Origin of the sequence: Vibrio sp. V09_P4A23P171 (assembly GCF_963875615.1) — a bacterium.
Classification (GTDB): Bacteria; Pseudomonadota; Gammaproteobacteria; order Enterobacterales; family Vibrionaceae; genus Vibrio; species Vibrio anguillarum.
In genome coordinates this window covers 57,881-71,763 of the sequence record NZ_CAWNMR010000044.1, presented here as the reverse complement: position 1 = coordinate 71,763, position 13,883 = coordinate 57,881, and the positions used below count along the sequence as shown (strand labels likewise).

The 13,883-nt window shown below is 44.4% G+C and carries 12 protein-coding genes; 6 read left to right on the top strand and 6 right to left on the bottom strand.

Features of this window, described 5'->3' with window-relative positions:
• Positions 1-2: 2 nt before the first annotated feature.
• From phrB to AACT23_RS12705, 3 genes are read right to left on the bottom strand one after another with little or no spacing between them, the layout of a single operon-like run.
• The gene (gene phrB / locus AACT23_RS12715; RefSeq protein WP_094126698.1) at positions 3-1,415 is read right to left on the bottom strand and encodes a deoxyribodipyrimidine photo-lyase; all 1,413 of its coding nucleotides are present in this window, start codon (positions 1,413-1,415) and stop codon (positions 3-5) included.
• Positions 1,416-1,431: 16 nt separating this feature from the next.
• Positions 1,432-2,265, bottom strand: coding sequence for a MerR family transcriptional regulator (locus AACT23_RS12710; protein WP_017048150.1), 834 nt, complete (start codon positions 2,263-2,265; stop codon positions 1,432-1,434).
• Positions 2,255-3,208 carry a YbgA family protein gene (locus tag AACT23_RS12705; protein WP_026027151.1) on the bottom strand — a complete coding sequence of 318 codons (954 nt, stop codon included), beginning with the start codon at positions 3,206-3,208 and terminating at the stop codon, positions 2,255-2,257. The genes AACT23_RS12710 and AACT23_RS12705 overlap by 11 nt, the downstream gene beginning before the upstream one ends.
• Positions 3,209-3,519: 311 nt before the next feature.
• Between AACT23_RS12705 and deoD the strand changes: the two genes are divergently transcribed.
• From deoD to AACT23_RS12685, 4 genes are all read left to right on the top strand, one after another.
• Positions 3,520-4,230, top strand: a complete 711-nt coding sequence (gene deoD / locus AACT23_RS12700; protein WP_013868368.1) for a purine-nucleoside phosphorylase — start codon at positions 3,520-3,522, stop codon at positions 4,228-4,230.
• Positions 4,231-4,290: 60 nt separating this feature from the next.
• Complete coding sequence (locus AACT23_RS12695) at positions 4,291-5,760, top strand: lactate dehydrogenase (protein WP_026028170.1); 1,470 nt, start codon at positions 4,291-4,293, stop codon at positions 5,758-5,760.
• 163 nt (positions 5,761-5,923) lie between these two features.
• Positions 5,924-7,411: a hypothetical protein gene (locus AACT23_RS12690; RefSeq protein WP_013868366.1), complete on the top strand. Its 1,488-nt coding sequence runs from the start codon at positions 5,924-5,926 to the stop codon at positions 7,409-7,411.
• Positions 7,392-8,972 (top strand): diguanylate cyclase domain-containing protein, encoded by a 1,581-nt coding sequence (locus AACT23_RS12685; RefSeq protein WP_013868365.1) that lies wholly within the window; start codon positions 7,392-7,394, stop codon positions 8,970-8,972. The genes AACT23_RS12690 and AACT23_RS12685 overlap by 20 nt, the downstream gene beginning before the upstream one ends.
• Before the next feature lie 30 nt (positions 8,973-9,002).
• Here the strand turns inward: AACT23_RS12685 and AACT23_RS12680 are convergent, their stop codons facing one another.
• Positions 9,003-10,193 (bottom strand): MFS transporter, encoded by a 1,191-nt coding sequence (locus AACT23_RS12680; protein ID WP_094126696.1) that lies wholly within the window; start codon positions 10,191-10,193, stop codon positions 9,003-9,005.
• Between AACT23_RS12680 and AACT23_RS12675 the strand changes: the two genes are divergently transcribed.
• A complete protein-coding gene (locus AACT23_RS12675) occupies positions 10,192-11,319 on the top strand; it encodes an endonuclease/exonuclease/phosphatase family protein (RefSeq protein WP_094126694.1) in 1,128 nt (375 codons plus the stop codon). The two genes, AACT23_RS12680 and AACT23_RS12675, sit on opposite strands and share 2 nt — an antisense overlap.
• A gap of 12 nt (positions 11,320-11,331) precedes the next feature.
• Here AACT23_RS12675 and AACT23_RS12670 read toward each other — a convergent pair whose 3' ends face one another.
• A complete protein-coding gene (locus tag AACT23_RS12670; protein ID WP_013868360.1) occupies positions 11,332-11,619 on the bottom strand; it encodes a GNAT family N-acetyltransferase in 288 nt (95 codons plus the stop codon).
• 136 nt (positions 11,620-11,755) lie between these two features.
• Between AACT23_RS12670 and AACT23_RS12665 the strand changes: the two genes are divergently transcribed.
• Positions 11,756-12,499, top strand: a complete 744-nt coding sequence (locus AACT23_RS12665) for a flagellar brake protein (protein ID WP_013868359.1) — start codon at positions 11,756-11,758, stop codon at positions 12,497-12,499.
• 71 nt (positions 12,500-12,570) lie between these two features.
• On the opposite strand, the gene gltS is transcribed toward AACT23_RS12665, so the two are convergent.
• Positions 12,571-13,797: a sodium/glutamate symporter gene (gene gltS, locus AACT23_RS12660; RefSeq protein WP_094126692.1), complete on the bottom strand. Its 1,227-nt coding sequence runs from the start codon at positions 13,795-13,797 to the stop codon at positions 12,571-12,573.
• Between the last annotated feature and the right edge of the window lie 86 nt (positions 13,798-13,883).

The following is a 13,883-nucleotide window of genomic DNA, read 5'->3' as shown; positions in this document are numbered from 1 at the left end:
GATCAAGTATCCTTGGCGTCTTTATAGAGCTGTAAGGTTATCTCTCTTTCTACTTTATGATCAACCATTGGCGCGGGATATGACAAGGAATTGACGGCAGGGAATTTCCAAGGCGTGTGGATGTACTTATCTGGCAACGAAGCCAATTCAGGTACCCACTGACGAATAAAATCCCCTTTCGGATCAAAACGTTCCCCTTGGCTGGTAGGGTTAAAAATTCGAAAATAAGGTTGCCCATCACACCCTGTTGAAGCACACCACTGCCAACCGCCATTGTTGGATGCATAATCGCCATCCACTAATGTTTGCATAAAATATTGTTCACCAAGTCGCCAATCGATATGCAGATCTTTGGTTAGAAAACTGGCCACAACCATCCTTAATCGGTTATGCATCCACCCCGTTTTATTGAGTTGGCGCATCGCCGCATCGACAATAGGGAACCCGGTTTGACCCTGCTGCCAACGTTCAAAGGCCGTTGAGTTCTCCCACCAAGAGACATGTTTCCCCCAAGGTGCAAAATCTTTTCCCTTACAGAGATCAGGACGAAACCCGATCAGATGCTGATAGAATTCACGCCAAATAATTTCGCTCAGCCAAGTTTGCGCCCCTTCAGACAACCCAATATGTTGCGATTCAGCGTATAGACGCGCCATACATTGACGCGCAGAAAGCGCCCCTATTGCGAGATAAGGTGACAGTGCGCTGGTCGAATCCAACGCGGGAAAATCACGCTGCTGGTGGTAATTCTGTACCTTATCACGGCAAAACTGGCGTAATTTAGCGCGAATTGCATCGAACTCGACCACCCAATGATCACTGCTGATGCGTGGATAGCTGAACGAGCGGTGTTCGCTCCACAGCAACGGCTCAAGATCCTTTATGCGTTTATAATGTGTAGAAATAGGCGTTGGTAAAATTTGAGGAATAGCCGCTTGTGATAACCACGCTCGTTTAAAAGGCGTAAAGACTTTGAAATAATCACCTTGCTTGTTTTTGACCAAACCGGGGGCAATAATGCACTTATCGTCGTATGCTCGCCACTCGATCTGGCGCTCTAGGCAAAACTGGCTCGCCATCTCATCACGCTGCAACTCATTGATTTCATACTCGCGATTAACCAACACTGCGCTGGCATTAAGCTGCTTAGCCATAGTGGCAATCTGCTGCGCAGCATCAGCGTAATCATCGACTTCCTCATACAATAGAGCAATATTGAGTGCTTGCAGTTCACGTTGCAGCTCAAATAAACGCCGATAAATAAGATCCGCCTGCATCGGAGCAAGATGGTGTTTTTGCCACTGTGCTGGCGTTGCAATGAATACGGCAACAACAGGTTCTTCACCATCAATGGCGGCATGTAATGCCGTATTATCAACGGATCGTAAATCTCGGCGCAGCCAGAGTAATTTCACTGTGCATCCTTACTGATTAATCTAACGAATGGTGCAGACGAGCAACCACATCTGACAACGAAAGCTTATCTCCCAGTGAGATACGCAATTTCCGTAACGCTTGAACTTGCTGCTCGGTTAGTGCTCGGTTGGCAAACAGCGCAACCTGTTGGTAGTTTGCTAAAGCATCATGATCAACAAGAGCGGTAAGATCTTCGACACCATCTAAGATAGTGAGGTTATAACCAGCTTCCACCTTTCCCACGAACCATAGCCAAGCCAGTATGCTCGATGTTGGATCAAGATTAACGCAAAGACATTTCCCCTTGGTCGCCGCTTTGTTTTCCGCTTCAATGATCGAGCTCAACTTGCTTATCATCAGTGCCTGAAAAAGCCCTTTTTGCAAACTGCGCAACGGTCCTTTAACCCGCTCTAACGTGTCGATGACAGGAAAGACAAACTGCTGCTCAACAATCTCTAACGGATACTCTTTCAATACCGTAGCAATGGTTGATTCCGCTTTGCCTTTATTGAGATCCACTAAAGCTTGCAGCAATTGTTCTTGCTCTAAAAGCTCTGAACCATGATTTGCCAAAGTATCAATGATGCTTTCACTGCCACTGAGCAATGCACTCACTTTGCCAATCGAAACCCCTTTCGCCAGCCAACCTTGAATGATGCGAATCGTCGCAATATCCTCTTGTGAATAAAGGCGATGCCCTTTTTCCGTACGCTGTGGCTGAACAAGGTGATAGCGGCGCTGCCATGCACGCAAGGTAACGGGCTTTACTCCAGTCATCTCGGCAACGTCTCGAATAGCGTATAATTTTTCAGTCATCATGTTTTCAGTCAGTGGGTTCTCATAGTCCATAACGTAACCTTAGCGTTTGTGGATAAGGCGATAAATAGTGCTGTTGCTGCAGATAAGCATCGGGATACATTTTTATGTAATGTTTGAGCAACGTAATAGGCGCAAGTAAAGGAAGCTCGCCAGTTCGATAGTCATCAATCAATTGCGCTAACTCCACTTTCTGCTCTTTGTTTAAGGCTCGTTTGAAATAACCCTGAATGTGCATCAAAACATTGGTGTTATTTTTACGGCTCGCTCTGTGTTTAAGCGCATCCATTAGCCCTTGGCGATAGTGCTCAATAAAATACTGTGGCGGATGCTGCTTGACTTCAGCCACCAAACGGCCAAGTTCTCGATACGCTTGCGGGTGATGCGCCATTAACGTCAATTTGTAGCGTGAATGAAAAGCCACCACTTTGCCCGGTGTCGGGTTGTCACCTATCGATTGATAAAAGTCATGTAAACAGTAGACACGCGTAATGAAGTTTTCGCGAAGCACAGGATCATGTAAACGGCCATCTTCCTCTACAGGCAACCACGGCATTTTACGCATCAAAGTGGCGGTATAAAGACCAACGCCCTCTTTGTCTGCTCGCTGATGCTTATAGACTTTGACTCTTTCCATGCCACATGTTGGGGATTTCGCACAAACGATATAACCACACAATTTCATCAATTCGAGTTCATCAACTTTTCGTTCTGAGAAATCGAACATGGCTTGCGTGTAATCTTTGGTTTCATCTTTAGTTTCAACCAGCGCTAAACGCTCTTCGTGAGAGATCAAGCGAATGGTAGGCCTTGGCACGGTTAAGCCAATCGCAACCTCTGGGCAAACGGGTATGAAAGAGAAATAATTCGTTAACTCTTTGGTCACAAAGTCACTCGCTTTGTGGCCAGAATCAAAACGGACTTGCTCTCCCAGCACACATGCACTGATCCCGATACGAATTTCTGGATTACTCATCGCCGCCTCATATACAAAAATATTTGTTGTATAATGTATAGCACACTCCAACCACCTTATACAAAATATATTTATGTACACATAAAAGGTAAACGTTTACCCAAATCGATTGCCTTACCACTTTCAACACTTTTAGTTATCAATGAGCCACAAAAAGGGTATTAACCTCCATTCTGTGACAAATCTCTCAAGGAACAGTGTCAGGTCTAGCTAGTATTGCCTCAACAAAACACATCAGATTCAACAGAATTAGTAATTTAATCCACTTATTGCGGATAAATCGCTGACTCGAAAACTTTGGAGTAACAACGATGGCAACCCCACACATTAATGCGCAAGTTGGTGATTTCGCTGAAACCGTTCTAATGCCAGGCGATCCATTACGTGCAAAATACATTGCTGAAACTTTTTTAGATGATGCTAAACAGGTTTGTGATGTTCGCAGTATGTTCGGTTATACCGGTACTTATAAAGGTAAAAAAGTATCCGTTATGGGCCACGGTATGGGCATTCCATCATGCTCGATTTATGTTCACGAGTTGATTTCAGAATACGGTGTAAAAAATATCATCCGTATTGGTAGCTGTGGCGCAGTTCGTGACGATGTCAATCTAATGGATATCGTTATTGGTATGGGTGCTTCAACCGATTCCAAAGTTAACCGCATCCGTTTTAACAACCACGATTTTGCCGCGATTGCGGATTACGGATTGCTTGAAACAGCTGTCAATCAAGCACGCGCACAAAACGTGCCCGTGAAGGTAGGCAACGTGTTTTCCGCTGATCTGTTCTACACACCTGAAGGTGATTTATTCGAAAAAATGAATAAGCTTGGCATCTTAGGTGTGGATATGGAAGCGGCTGGTATTTATGGCGTTGCAGCGGATCTAGGCGCAAAAGCATTGACGATTCTTACGGTGTCAGACCACATCATTCGCGGTGAGAAATTAAGCTCTGAAGATCGCCAAACCTCTTTTAACGACATGATGAAAGTCGCGCTTGAAACAGCGATTAGTATCTAATTTTTAAACCTCAGCTGCTCACCCAAATTGGCAGCCTTAAATTACCCCGAGGGGGCGATTGTGTCCAACGACCAACTACCCAAGGACGCAGATGGTTTACAACTCAACTTTTGTAAAACATTGGCGTGTGACAACTTTGGACTGAGTGAAGCCGAACGGTACGTTCTGCAGCGCGTAAACCCGAAGCGTCCAACGATGGTTTGTCGTGAATGTGGAGCTTTCCCCCCCTTACTTAACAACCGAGAAGTGTTAAACGAATTACACCGTTTGAGACAGCTTCACAGCGACGGGTTGCCCGCTTGTCGCAGTGATGATTGCCAAAATTTCGGTTTATCTGTTCATACGCACAAACACCTCTATCACGCTTTTGGCTACAGCGGCGATCGCCAGCGATACCGTTGCAAAGCTTGTCAGAGTACCTTTGTTGATAAGTGGTCAGGAGCCAACAAAAAACTCGTTTTTCAAGAAACCTTACTCGGCCTACTCTTCATGAGTTATTCGGTGCGAGAGATTTGCCGTAAATTATCCATCAACCCAAAAACGTTTTATGATCATGTCGAGCACATTGCCAGTCGCTGTCGGCGAAAACTGGCCATGATTGATGCACGTTGGGTGAATCATGCAAACCAATATGAGCTGGCTTGCAATTACATCCCGCTCCAGCCCCATAGCGACAACGGCGTATTGTGGTTTGCAACAGGTGAAGCCAAAACAGGTTATATACTCTGTCAGCACGTAAACTATTCCGCCAATGAAGAGCCTGCAGGCGAGCTTGATCACAACCCCTATCACTCGCCCGCGCGTTTTGTTTCTCGTGAACATTCATCCGAAGCGAATCTACCCACTCCTGACGCATCTCCGCTATTACGTGAGCGTATTGATCAGAAATACCAAACGATTTTAGCCCGCGGTAATGTTGAAGACCCCATGGGTAACCTCACCACTTTTCATTACCCTTCTAAAGGCGCCTTGATTCGCCCTCCTTACACCTCTTATGCTCACTTCCTCCACGTGCTGGATTTGTGCCTTGAAGATAAGCGAGTTTCTATTTATCTGCCTCAAGATCCGGTTTTACGTTCTGCCGCATTGAGCGTCTGTTTGCCGCGAATCAAGCGTAAGAATGTTGACTTGATGTACGTTGAGGAAGATCCGCAATGGCAAAATGGACATTCCGTGAATAAAACGGACATTGTTCACATGGGATGGTGGCGAGATCGCTGGGCTATTGCCAATCAGGCACAGGCTGCCAAAGGTGTTTGCTATTTGGCAGGAGACAATCCAACACCCGAAGCTTGGCTCGATAAAGCATCGATTAAGCAAACAGAGTTCTATCAAAAACGCTTCCAACTGTTGTTCGAAAGCTTTATCAACGAACCGAGGCGCAAACTTCGCCCTGGCGGCCTACAACCAATGCTGGATATTTTTCGTGCTTGGCACAATCTGTGCTACCAAGATAAACATGGATTCACCGCCGCCCAAAATTTGGAATTAACTAAACATCCACTGACATTGAAAGAACTACTCTCTTAGATTTTTAGGTTATATTTAGACTGTGGATTGTGAAGTAGCGCAGATTATTGTGGTAATGAATAACCAATGCACCCACTTTTGGGAAAGTAAATAGTGCGCTTTAACGTTGGCTTCATATAATGAATCGGTGACTTAGGCTTCTTACTTTTGAGGAACAGCCCGTTTGGATAAAAGCCAATACCTTCTTGAAATTGAAATAGAACAGCTTAGAGCCCGTATTGAAACTGAGCCGGAGAAGGTGTCGATCGTCGCGGAGCAGTGTTTATTGAGAGCACAGCAGATCTTTTTCCCAGAAGGGGCGATTCAATGTTTGATCATTTTATCTCGCTGCGCTTGGTGTCTAATGGACTACCGCGTGGGTTTAAAATACATTAAAGAAGCCTTATCCACTCAAAATACCCTCGATACTGATGATTGCCTTCCCGAAATTCTGCATATTCACGCGCTGCAACTTTGGGGTCAGGCAAAATATTATACCGCCCAACAATATTGGATAAATGCCTTAGAACAATCAGCTCTGGTTGATGAAGTTGATATCCAGATAGAGTGCCTCATTGGTCTGGGTAATGTTTGGCGTATTACCAACGAATATCAACTTTCATGTTCAACACACGAGCTAGCCGTTAAAGTTGCTAATAATGCCCGTATCCATTGGTTAGAAGGCAAAGCCCGTATTCTGTGGGCATGGGATCTCTATCTACTTAACCAATACATCGATATGCTCACGGTGCTCGATGGTGCAGAAGAAGCGCTACAGGATCATCCCGATAAAACTTGGCAAGCCGAGGTTTGGGATTTTCGCGGCTTGGCACTGCTCGGGCTTGAACGAATCGAAGATGCGGAAGCGGCAACCACCAAAGCACTCGAACTTGCCGTGGAGCATAACCTTGTGTGGATGAAGGCTCACTCATTCATTAGTCGAGCTCGTTTGGAACTGCTGAGAAAAGACTCCAAGAAAGCAACTGAGCTGTTGCTTCTTGCTGAAGCCTCCGCGGCTTCGTTTGATAAAGGTGAGCTACTTTCACAAATTTGCTACCAACAATCCCTAGTCGCAGAGCAGCGTGGTGATTTTAAAGCTTCTTTAGCCTCATTTAAGAAATATCGCCAATTTACGGTTGAGATGCTTCGAGAACAAACGGCGCGCATTGGCCTTGATAAAGCAAGAGCCTCTAAGCGACAACTTGAGCAACGAGCACGTAAACTCATTAACCGTATTCGTGGTCAACACGAATACGACCCAGAGAAACATCTCTCCAATGTAGTTTCAGAGACTTATTGGTGGGAACAACTCATGCTGTTCAAGACCGAGTTGAAGCATTCTAATCACGCCGTCATTGTCATCCAACATAACGACTCAAAGTACCTCGATGTATGTACCGAGATTGCCCACTCGCTCTGTAACCAAAAAGATCTCGTTTCTCGTTTAAGTAGCGAACGCTTAGCGCTGCTTCTTGCCGATAAAGGCGATGCAGCGCTGCACGTCTTCCATGTATTGGCTAAGATGATTGAAATATACCCCTGGGAAAGAAAAGGATTAACGGGGTCGCTACCTCAAGTGATGTTCCAAGACATTTTGAGTTTCCCATTCACATTAGAACAACTGGAAGACAGTCAACCTCAGGAATGGTCGCATGGAAGTACTGCTCAGTAAGATTAAAGATACGGGTTTGGATGCCACCTCCGTTTCCGGAGAAGAGGCCATCATTTTCTGGAATCACGTCCGACAACATATAGCCTCAACATCAAAAGAAAAAGCACTTAGCTACATCATCAGTGCAGAGTATCGTTCAGAACTGCATCAGTCGTCCGCCAGTATAGAGGAGCTTCGTCACGCCTTAGCATTACTTGAATTGCCTAAGGACGCCGAAATTATTTTGTCTGTGAAAAACAGTTTAAGCGATCGCCTAATGGAAAGCGGTGAATTTGCCGCGGCGCTCAACGAATATGTGTCCGCTTCTAATATTGCCGTCGACACAGGTTACATTGACGAATATGTACTAGCCGTCATTGGCATGGGTAACCTGTGTGATGCTTATGGCGAGCACAGCCGAGCCCTTCGTTACTATCAAAAAATTGATAGTATTGATCACGCAATCACCAGCCGCTCATTACGCCTGCGTTATAAACTTTACATGCTATCGTGTTACATTCAACTGCACCGAATCTCCGCCGCCACCGACCTAATTAAAGAGTGTGAAGAGCTGAGTATTTTGGTCAGCGATAAAATTCTTACCGGGCAAATTTCACTCTATCAAGCTCAACTTTATCTTCATCAGGATCAAGTCGATAAAGCGCTCATTACGCTCTCTAGTGTTCAGTACAGTGCTGGGAATATGAATTCCACCTGGCTATCGAATATGATTCGAATTGAAACGGCCAACTGCCTGGCTAAAATAGGCAAAAGTCATATTGCCAATATGATGCTGGCCAGTACAGACAAACGTCTGCAGCGATACACGTCACCCACGATGGCCAAGCAGCTGTATCGAGCATTCAGTGCCGTATGTGAGCGCCAAGGCCTTTATCAAGCCGCCCTGATTTATGAAAAAAAAGGCTTTCGAATTGAAACTGATCTGATGAAAAACATCCCGATTAGTGAGCTGGGGGCCAATCAACTGCGTCGCTTATCGCGCTTTGAATTGCAATTGAAATTGATCTTATCTGAGATTGAAAATCGCGAGCTCAAAGAAACCACAGAACATCAAAAGAATGCCGTAGCCCAACTTCAACAGGATGTATTCACTGACCCACTCACCACTTTACACAACCGCCGCTGGTTAGATGTAAAGCTGAAAGACCTACTGCTTCATGAGAAGCTATTTGCATTTCTAGTCATTGATATTGACCATTTTAAATCGATTAATGATGAACTTAGTCACTTGGTTGGTGACAAAGCGATAGTCAATGTTTCACGTGAGTTGAAAAACTACTTTAAATTCCGAGGCTCCTCCTGTGTCCGTTTTGGTGGAGAAGAGTTTCTGGTGATTTTAGAAGATTGCTCGCTCGACCAAGCTGAAATGCATGCCGAAAACTATCGAGAACGCATATTCCAATTTGGTTGGCACGATATTCTAGGTGAGCGCGGCTTAACCGTCAGTATCGGTATAACCTTGCATCGAGATGGTGAAAATACACAACGCACATTCTACCGCGCCGACAAAGCCTTATATCGCGCGAAAGCGAATGGCCGCAACCAAGTGTGCACTGAGTAACTTTCCGAAGGGTCGTAAACGACCCTTTTGTTACCTGTCGCTCCAACGCAGAATTCTAACTTCATTACCCGCTTCGGGTTTTACTGGAATATTGAGTGATAAAAGCAGCGAAACAAGTGCCATTACCGCTCCAATGTAAAAGACGCTCGACGGAGAGATAAGCCAAATTAAACCAAACGTGGCGGGGATGAACACGGCCGCAATATGGTTAATGGTAAAAGAAACTCCCGCTGTAGATGCCATGTCCGCAGGATCTGCAATTTTCTGAAAATAAGTTTTAATCGCCAAGGCCAAGGCAAAAAAGAGGTGGTCAACCACATAAAGTGCCGCCGCCCAATGTGCGTTTTGTACAAGGCCGTACCCAACAAAAACAACAATCAACCCCGTATATTCAAACAGTAGCGCTTTACGCTCGCCGACTACACCAATGAACTTACCAATGCGTTTAGCAAACAAAAAGTTGAACAAATAGTTGGTCAAAAACAGTAAGGTAATATCGGCCGCTGAATAACCAAATTTCTCCACCATAAGGAAACCAGCGAAAACAGTGAAAATTTGCCTACGCGCACCACTCATGAAGGTCAAGGCGTAATACAGCCAATAACGTTTGCGTAGCACGAGCTTTTTATTTTGTGGCACTTCCGCTTTAAATTCAGGAAAGGCAAAGGCAATGAGCAACACCAGCACAAAACCAGCACCGCCAGAAATGGCATAGACCCATTTAAAATCGAGCTGAAACACTTCTAACATTACCCACAAAGCACCGTAGGTGATCAGTGATGCAAGTGCTCCAACCGAAATGAGTTTGCCAAGCATTTCTGGCGCTTCATCTTTATTTAACCACTGCAAAGACAAGGATTGTTTAAGCGTTTCAAAGTAGTGGAACCCAGTCGACATCAATAATGTCGTGAGCAGTAACCCGGTTAAAGAAGGGAAAAAACCCGTCATCGCGGTTCCTAACGTCAACATACCCAATGAGATCAGGATAAATCGCTGCTCTCGAATGAACAGTAAAACGAATACGGCGGTGAAGGCTAAAAATCCGGGGATTTCTCGTACACTTTGTAATAAGCCAATGTCTGAACCATCGAAATTCGCTTTTTCAATCACGAAATTATTCAACAGTGCCATCCAACTAGAAAATGCAATCGGCACAATAATGGAGATAATCAATAGGAAATTTTGTGGCGTGCGCCAACCTTGAGAGGCTTTAGGGTACATGAAAGATCCTTATCTATGTTTCAGCGCATCATATACTCAAGTCGCCTTAAAAGGCGAGAGCTCATCACAACAGAAAACAAGGTTAGGGATTAGCACTGCTAAATTACACCGTTCGGGTATAAGATCGACCGAGACACAAATATTGGGATTTAACATGACGATTACGTTCGCAACGATTAATTTATTCAATTATTTAGCTCCGCCGAACGCATATTATCAGTTCGACAATATTTACACGCAAGCAGAGTGGCAGCAAAAAAAGCAATGGTTTAGCCAGAAGATCAAACAGCTGGATGCCGATATCATTGGCTTTCAAGAAGTTTTCAGTTTTGATGAACTGCGCAACCAGATGATGGATTTAGGCTACCCGTATGTGGCCTGTGTAGATGAACCTATCGTCAAAGATGGATACATCTACAGCCATCCGGTTGTGGTGATTGCCTCTCGCTATCCTCTGCGCCAAGTGAGCGCCGTACATGGCACGCTACCAAACCAAGCTGCCCCTTTTTGCTTTAATCGTACACCGTTACACGCTACGGTTTGCCTGCCAATGCTCGGGGATATCGATGTCTATATTGTGCATTTTAAATCTCAACGTCCGGCAGAATCGCCTGCGGCACCTCATCATCTGATCGATGAATGGCAACAAGAAACGCTAGGACGCTGGCTCTCTACTGTTCAGCGAGGCTTTGAAGCAAACCTGACTCACCAATATATCGTCAATACTCAAAAACAAACTGGGCGGCCTTGTGTGCTAATGGGCGATTTTAATAAACCGTTACATCACGAGGAGTTTCAAGGACTACTATCACAGGCCTTATACCGCAGACCAGAAACACAACAACCGCTGGCTGGCTATGCGCTTTACGATGCTTGGGATCTGCATACCGAGAGTGTTGAGCAGCCTCGCAAAGCCACTCATTACGCCGGAGCCACGGGATCTGTACTCGACTATATTCTCCTTTCCGCAGACTTCGCGCCTTTTATCCAGCCAATGAAAAGCTATATCAGCCACTATACTGTGCTTGATCAACATCTGGTCAACCCGAGCTATGAGCTCGATAACTTTAGTACTGACCATGCACTGGTCGCGGTCACATTAAAAGTAAACACAACACCGAGCTAATGGGTTTGTATGCTACGACTCTCGATGCAATAAATGCTGCCATTCACTGTGTCGATTTAAATAATGCACAACATAACTACAGACAGGTTTAATGGTGTAACCTTGCGCTTCAATTTGCGGTAATACACTCTCCATCATTATTTTTCCGTATCCTTTACCCTGAAGTTCATCCGGTACGCGAGTCGAAGTAATAAACAACACTTCATCCTGTTGTTGGTATGTCACAGTTGCGAATAGATTCCCCTCAAGATGTACTTTATATTGACAATTTTGTATATCATGTTGCACTTCATGAATCATGGTAACGTCCTAATTGATATATAAATCAAATAAATTGATATTCTCAGAATTGAATCTTCCAACATCTACCCCTAGAATTTAAACTATTACAAAAATTAGAATAAAATGCAGCTACTGCATCACGGAGAAAATTAAGATGGAATCGCAGTCGGCAGTGCTGAAAGATGAACAGAACCCAAACCGTTCAACCGAACGTAATAAAACCCTATCGACACTTAATAGTACTGATGCGTTATCTATGGTTGAACACAGTAGTGAACTAACCTTAAGTATAACCACTCCCGTTGGTACGAAATTCCAGTGTAAAACGTCATTTATCGGTACCTACTCTCATTCCCATCTCCTTGTAGAAATTCCTAAAATTTCCGCAGATGATCTCTCTTTTTTCTTCCAAGAAGGTTTTTGGATGAATATCAGAGCTATTTCACCACGTGGCGAAGGGGCTTTAATCCATTTTCGTAGCCAGTTGTTACATGTATTGCAAGAGCCTATACCGCTCGCCATGTTATCCATTCCCAACAGCATGCAAGTGACCCAACTGCGCAAAGAAGCTCGTTACGATGTGAATCTGGCAGGAAAAGCAACGGTAGGAACGCATAAGTCGGATTGTGAGGTAAGAGATCTCTCCAAAAGTGGCTGTCGTTTTGTCACACCCCCTCTTGGGCGTACTTTCCAAGTGGGTGATAAGATTAGTCTCGAATTATTTACTGATCCTCGCAGCAGCCAATTCTTTGCGCCTTTGATGGGTAAAGTTTGTAACTTGCAACGCTCACTGCACTATGCTCGTTACGGAGTGCAGTTTGATGAAGAAGGTGTCAAAAATGCGAAAAGTTTATTAGGTCAACTGAAGTTTGATGGCACCAAATTGACGTTGAAGTAATAAAAACGCCCTGTTAAACAAGTTAAGTCAGGGCGTTTTTACTTTTTACATTGCTTTTAACTGCATTGTTTTTAACCTAGAAAAGAAATATATCCCTGCAAGATAACCAAATTCACAATATCCACAAAGAATGCACCTACGATAGGCACTACCATAAACGCTTGTGGTGATGGCCCATATCGTGTCACCAATGAGCCCATATTCATCACAGCGGTTGGGGTTGCTCCAAGACCAAAGCCGCAGTGCCCACCAGCGATCACAGCAGCGTCATAATTTGATCCCATGACTTTAAATGTCACAAAATAAGCAAAAATACCCAACACGACCGATTGCACCGCTAAAATCACCAGAAATTGGACAGCCAAGTCAAAAATATTCCATAACTTTAAACTCATGAGTGCCATTGCAAGAAATAGCGATAGAGAAACGGTGCCTAAGATGTCAACGGTTTCAGCATCAATTTTATGAACTTTCGTCAATTCCAGTATATTGGTAATGAACACACCGATGAAAAGCGCATAGACAAAATCAGGGATCATCAACCATTTGATTTCAAATGCACTTACCCACTGCTCTAAATATTTAGCACCAGTGACACAAATAAGAAGGATGAACAAACCCTCGATCACTTTCTTAGCGGTGACTTTATCTTCTTCATATTCATTGTACGTAACCAGCTCTGGGAACCTATCGTGCGTTTTGGTTCCTCGTCCATACTCAGATTCAAACCCGTTTTTATTAATGAGTTTTTGGGCAACTGGGCTACCGATAATCCCCCCAATGATCAAACCAAAGGTCGCTGAGGCCATGGCAATTTCTAGCGTATTGCTAAGCCCATAATTGTCGTTGAATGTTTGAGCCCACGCAGCTCCCGTACCGTGTCCACCCGAGAGGGTAATAGAACCGGCGATCAACCCCATCAGTGGGTCAAGACCAAGAGCCGTCGCTAACGATACACCGACGCCATTTTGGATGATGATATAAAACGAGGCAACAGCGAGGAAAAGAAAGACTTTTGCGCCACCCTTAACCAGTTGAGTGTAATTAGCCGCAAGGCCTACGGTGCTGAAAAACATCAGCATAAAAATATTCTGCAACGGCAATGAGAACTCTAAATCTAAGCCGTAAAAATGTAGAAGAGTGATCGCGAAAGCGACAATTAAGCCACCGACGATGGGCTCAGGAATGTTGAATTTTTCCAAGATAGGCAGTTTTGCGTTAATAAAGTGACCTAAAAAAAGCACGCTAATAGCGATTAAGAAAGACTCAAGGGGCCCAATTGAAATTAAATGGTGCATATAACCTCTTATTACTGCTTCACTCATCTTCCTTAATGAGTTTGGAGATCATCAAAGAAAAGCTTGATAAACTCGAAAAAAAATAC

Coding starts and splice junctions, on each gene's coding strand:
- AACT23_RS12710 (WP_017048150.1), bottom strand. CDS start 2,265: ATGGACTATGAGAACCCACTGACTGAAAACATGATGACTGAAAAATTA.
- AACT23_RS12705 (WP_026027151.1), bottom strand. CDS start 3,208: ATGAGTAATCCAGAAATTCGTATCGGGATCAGTGCATGTGTGCTGGGA.
- deoD (WP_013868368.1), top strand. CDS start 3,520: ATGGCAACCCCACACATTAATGCGCAAGTTGGTGATTTCGCTGAAACC.
- AACT23_RS12685 (WP_013868365.1), top strand. CDS start 7,392: ATGGAAGTACTGCTCAGTAAGATTAAAGATACGGGTTTGGATGCCACC.
- AACT23_RS12675 (WP_094126694.1), top strand. CDS start 10,192: ATGAAAGATCCTTATCTATGTTTCAGCGCATCATATACTCAAGTCGCC.
- AACT23_RS12680 (WP_094126696.1), bottom strand. CDS start 10,193: ATGTACCCTAAAGCCTCTCAAGGTTGGCGCACGCCACAAAATTTCCTA.
- AACT23_RS12670 (WP_013868360.1), bottom strand. CDS start 11,619: ATGATTCATGAAGTGCAACATGATATACAAAATTGTCAATATAAAGTA.
- AACT23_RS12665 (WP_013868359.1), top strand. CDS start 11,756: ATGGAATCGCAGTCGGCAGTGCTGAAAGATGAACAGAACCCAAACCGT.
- gltS (WP_094126692.1), bottom strand. CDS start 13,797: ATGCACCATTTAATTTCAATTGGGCCCCTTGAGTCTTTCTTAATCGCT.